Consider the following 5,109-nt stretch of genomic DNA (forward strand, 5'->3'; position numbering starts at 1 on the left):
ACGTAAATCAGCAGCACGGTGGTGGTGATGATCAGCGCCCAGATTGGCGGCATGCCCAGCAGAATCTCGAACATGACCAGGCCCGACACGAGCTGGCCGGCCAGATAGAAACACAGGAGCAGGGAGAACAGCGACACCAGCACCCGAATGCCTTCGGACTGGTAGCGGTCGCCGAGGTACTCGGGGATGGAGCGGTTGCCGAAGCGATGCCCGGCCTGGGTAATCAGGCGCATGGTCAGCAGCATGCCCAAACCGAGGCCGACCGGAGTCAGAAAGATGGCCCATATGGTGGTCAGCCCCCAGGTGTAACTCAGGCCCGGCATGCCCAGGAAGGTGGCTCCGCTGACGGTGGTGGCGGAGAACGCCAGGGCCAGGAACAGCGGGCCGTAGGAGCTGCGCGCCGTGGCAAAGTCGTCGGCGTGTTTGACCCGCCGCTGGGCCAACACCCCGATGGTCAGCATGACGCCGATATAGATGACGAGGAAAAACCACGACCAAGTAACGAGTGTCATACGCCTAGAACCGGCCTGTTGCCCGGCCGGCATTCCTTTCCGTGGTGGGGACGCCCCCAGCCTCGGTCCCATCCATGGCATAGCGTCCGTGTCAGTTCAACGGGTGGGAGCCGGCTTGACCCCGTAAAACGGGACTTTTAGGATTTGAGGCCGACATTCTGGTCAACAGGGGGCGGAAATGGCTCGGTGGAGTGTGGTGGTGATTGGTGTGTGTCTGGTGTCGATGGGGGCCCTCGGTCGGGCTGAGGAGGGACAGCCCCCGGGTCGATATTTTCTGAGCGGCGACGGGCTGCTTGAGCTGTCAAACGCCAAGAACGGCCGTTCGGCAAAACTGCGCTATCGTTTGCCGGACGGGTCGTATCCCCAGCAGGTGCGGCGGCAGATCGACCGAATTTTTGGTCTGCCGGCGTCTGCCGATGACCACATCTCCCTGCGTTTCATCGCCTTCCTCGACTATTTTGAAGACCGCTTTCAGCGCCCGATCCGCATTATCTCGGGCTACCGCAGCCCGGCCTACAACGCCCAGCTGCGCAAACGGGGCGCAACTGCAGCGCGGGCAAGCCTCCACATGGAGGGCATGGCCGCGGATATCGAGGTCGGCAAACGCCTCGCCGCCCGGGCTTTTGCCCTTCTGAAGGATCTCAACTGCTGCGGGGTGGGCTATTACCACGGCAGCTCGCTGCATGTGGACACCGGCCCGGCTCGGTATTGGGACGCAAGCTCGTCCAAGGTCAGAACCAATATCTCGGACCACAACAAACGCATCATGCTGCGGACGGATAAAGACATCTATCTGTCCGGCGAAACCGTCCAACTCCGCCTGGCCCGCATCACCGACTATCCGTTCGGCGTGGTCTCGGGCTTTGCCTTCGTGCGTGAGGGACACGTGGTCCGCAGATTTTCCTTGAACGGCGATTCCGGTGCCTGCCTGGCCGTCCGGGATCCCCGTGACAAAGTCCTGCGCTGGACTCTCCCAGAAGAGATGCGCGCCGACGAGCCGCTGCGTATCCGGCTCGACTTTTGTGACAAGCGGCTGCCGCACATGCCGGAGCGGGTCGAGTCGAATCCGATTGTTATTCGCTGAGCCATTCCTGTTGACACCTTCCGCGCCGGTAGCCTACCTTGTCAGCCGAAGGAGGGCTGCCAATGCCCGCTTTGGATTTGAAAGATACCGCTGCGGTGTGCGGGGTGGGCCACTCGGCCTATGGCCGGCGCCTGAACCGCAGTCAGATCGATCTGGCTGGCGAGGCGATTCGGAATGCCGTCGATGACGCCGGGCTGGAGCGCGACGATGTGGACGGCCTGATGGTCAGCTTTGGCACGCCGATCGGGGCCGACGCCGATACCCTGGCCTACGCCCTGGGCCTCAAGCTGCGGGCCTATAACCAGACCTGGGCGCACGGCCGGTTTACCGCCAGCTGCGTACAGTGGGCGGCGATGATGGTCGGCGCCGGTCTGGCCCAGACGGTGGCGTGTCTGGCGTCGATCAGTTTCTCGGGCTTTCGCCGGCCCATGATGGGCGGGGCTGGAGACGCAGAGGGCGGCCGCGAGGCGGGCGGCGGACACGGCGAAGACCCGGTCTTTGGCATGACCTCACCGGGGGCCGGGGCCGCGCTGGTGGCCCGCAAATACTTTGACCGCTTCGGGGCGACCAGCCAGGACCTGGCCGCAGTGGCGGTTGCCTTTCGCAAACACGCGTCGCTGAATCCGGCGGCCATGATGCGTAGCCCGATCACGGTTGAGGATCATCAGAACTCACGCTTTGTCTGCGAGCCCCTGCACCTGCTCGACTACTGCCTGATCAATGACGGGGCGGCCTGCGTGCTGGTGACCAGCGCCGAGCGCGCCCGAGATGCCAAAAAGCCGCCGGTGTATATCAGCGGGATGCAGGGCTTACCCGCCGGTCGGCACGAGTTCATCTGGACCTATCCGGGCTTTGGCACCTCACAGCAGGACGTCTTCGACTACCAGCCGGGCGTCCAGCCGGTGTACGACATGGCCGGCGTCTCGCCCCAGGATATTGACGTGCTGTTCACCTACGACGCCTTTTCCATCCTGGCCTGGACCGCCCTGGAACGCTTCGGCTTCTGCGGCCAGGGGGAGGCGGCGGCCTTCAGCCAGGACGGACGGATCGAGGTGGGCGGGGCGCTGCCGATGAATACCAACGGCGGACTGATGTCTGAGGGCCACATCATGGGCTGGAACCATCAGGTCGAGCTGGTGCGCCAGCTGCGCGGGGAGTGTGGTGTGCGCCAGGTGCCGAACGCCACGCTTGCCCAGTGGGCCAACGCCTACGGCGATTCGCTGATTTATCGGAGGTAAGCATGGCCGACTACACCAAGCCGCTGCCGGCGGTCTCGTCGCTCAACCGGCCCTACTGGGAGGGCCTCACTCAGCGTCGGCTTGTCATGCCGCAGTGCGACGAGTGCGGCAAGTTCTGGTATCCACCGACCCCGTTCTGCCCGGAGTGCTGGTCACGGGATTTCACCTGGCAACAGCTGAGCGGTCGTGGCCGGGTCAACTCCTGGGTGGTGTTTCATCAGGCGTATTTTTCGTCGTTCAAGGACGATATTCCGTATAATGTTGCCGAGGTCGAACTGGAAGAGGGACCGCGTCTGCTGACCAACTTGGTCGAGGTGGACAACGCCGATATCCGGATCGGTCTGGCGGTCGAAGTGTGCTTTGACGATGTCACCGATGAGGTCACGCTGGCCAAGTTCAGGCCGCGCAAGTCCTGACCCGGGGCAGACGGAGGAAACATGCCAGGCATTCTTGACGGCATTCGTATCTTTGACCTGAGTATTGCGGCGGTTGGTCCGTGGGCGGCCAAGCTCCTGGGCGAGCTGGGCGCCGATGTCATCAAGGTCGAAGCGCCGGGCGGCGAACTCTCGCACTATATTCCTCCGCCGATCAAGGGCTCGGCGGTTCTGTACATCTCGGCCAATTTCAATAAGCGTCACATCGTGCTCGACCTCAAGCAGGAGGCCGACCGGGCGATTGCCCTGAAAATCGTCGAGAAGAGCGACGTATTCATCCAGAATATGCGGCCCGGAGCGGTCGAGCGCCTCGGCCTCGGCTACGACGTAGTCTCGCAGCTCAACCCCAGGCTGATCTATGTCTCGGCGTCGGCTTACGGTCGAACCGGACCAATGGCCAAAGAGGCCGGGGTGGATCCCACCGTCCAAGCCTTTTCCGGCTGGTGCAGCGTCACCGGTCAGCCCGGCTCGCAGGGCGAGATGTTCCGCCATTTCGCCCATCTGGATATCAATACCAGCTCGATGATTGTCGAGGCCGTGCTCCAGGCCCTGCTGGCCCGCGAGAAGACCGGCCGGGGCCAGAATATCGAGATCGAGATGGTGGCGGCGGCGCTATCGCTGCAAACCAGCCGGCTGGCCGAATACTTCGCCACCCGCCAACAGCCCCAGCCGATGGGCAGCGCGGTGACCACCACCGTCCCACACCAGGCCTTTGTGTGCGAGGATCAGCAGTATATCGCGGTCGGGGTAGTCAGCGAGGACCAGTGGCCGCGTTTCTGCCGGGCGATCAAGGCTGAGGAGCTGATCGGCGATCCGCGGTTTGCCACCAACCCCGAGCGGGTCGAGCATCGCAATGAGCTGATTCCCATTCTCGACGAGCGGTTCCGGACCAAGCCGGTCGCCTGGTGGGTGATTCGGCTGACCAAGGAGGGGGTGCCAAACAGTCGCATCCAGGATTTTGAGGCGCTCCGCTATCACCCTCAGGTGCTGGACAACGAACATATTGTTGATCTGGACACCCCCCACTGGGGTACCCTCAGCGTTGACGGTGTGCCGTGGAAATTCAGCCACAGCCCGGCCGGGCCGGTGCGGCCGGGTGGGCTCAAGGGCGAGCATACCCGGGACGTGCTGCGCGAGTTCGGCATTGAGGACTAGACCGCATGTCTGGGGCACTGGCCGGCTATCGCATTCTTGATCTGACCCAGGGCTTGTGCGGTCCGTTCGGTGCCATGCGTCTGGGTGACGCGGGCGCCGAGATCGTCAAGCTTGAGCCGCTCGACGGGGACGCCTCGCGGACCATGGGACCGCCGTTTGTCGGGCAAGACAGCGCCGTTTTTCTGAGTCTCAACCGCAACAAGAAGAGCCTGGCGCTCGATATCCGGACGGCCGAGGGCCGGGCGATCATCCGGCGGCTGGTAGCCAGAGCCGACGCCCTGATTGCGGACCTGGCGCCGGACGAGGCCGAAGAGTTGGGGCTCGACTACGCCGCCCTGCAAGAACGCAATCCCCAGCTGGTCTACTGCGCGGTGAGCGCTTTTGGCGACAAGGGACCGCTGCGGAATCTGCCCGGGGCCGAGCTGGTCATTCAGGCCATGGCCGACTACACCAACTCGCTGGGCCGGATTGGCGAGCCGCCGGTGCGTTTGGGGACGGACGTGGCCAGTCTCAGCACCGGCGTGTTTGTCTCTCAGGCAGTTACGGCCGGCCTGTTCCACCGTTTGCGCACGGGTCAGGGCCAGCGCGTGTCGGTCAGCATGCTGGGCACCCTGTTGCACATGCGGGGCATCATGTGGACGTCGATGACCGACCCGGACGACTGGTACGGCTTCCACCTCGACAAC

The 5,109-nt window shown here is 63.8% G+C and carries 6 protein-coding genes; 5 read left to right on the forward strand and 1 reads right to left on the reverse strand.

Annotation, left to right across the window (positions count from 1 at the left end; all coding sequences use genetic code 11):
- Window positions 1-512: hypothetical protein (locus tag J4F42_21240; protein MCE2488047.1), on the reverse strand; the 512-nt coding region annotated here is incomplete at its 3' end.
- Between the two features lie 178 nt (window positions 513-690).
- On the opposite strand from J4F42_21240, the gene J4F42_21245 reads away from it, so the two are divergent.
- From J4F42_21245 to J4F42_21265, 5 genes are all read left to right on the forward strand, one after another.
- A complete protein-coding gene (locus J4F42_21245; GenBank protein ID MCE2488048.1) occupies window positions 691-1,596 on the forward strand; it encodes a YcbK family protein in 906 nt (301 codons plus the stop codon).
- Between the two features lie 62 nt (window positions 1,597-1,658).
- Window positions 1,659-2,834, forward strand: coding sequence for a thiolase family protein (locus tag J4F42_21250; GenBank protein ID MCE2488049.1), 1,176 nt, complete (start codon window positions 1,659-1,661; stop codon window positions 2,832-2,834).
- Window positions 2,835-2,836: 2 nt separating this feature from the next.
- Window positions 2,837-3,250: a Zn-ribbon domain-containing OB-fold protein gene (locus tag J4F42_21255; protein ID MCE2488050.1), complete on the forward strand. Its 414-nt coding sequence runs from the start codon at window positions 2,837-2,839 to the stop codon at window positions 3,248-3,250.
- 21 nt (window positions 3,251-3,271) lie between these two features.
- Window positions 3,272-4,423: a CoA transferase gene (locus tag J4F42_21260; protein ID MCE2488051.1), complete on the forward strand. Its 1,152-nt coding sequence runs from the start codon at window positions 3,272-3,274 to the stop codon at window positions 4,421-4,423.
- Window positions 4,424-4,428: 5 nt separating this feature from the next.
- On the forward strand, window positions 4,429-5,109 hold a 681-nt coding region (locus J4F42_21265), incomplete at its 3' end, for a CoA transferase (GenBank protein ID MCE2488052.1).

It is taken from the genome of Desulfurellaceae bacterium (genome assembly GCA_021296095.1).
GTDB lineage: Bacteria > Desulfobacterota > Binatia > Bin18 > Bin18 > JAAXHF01.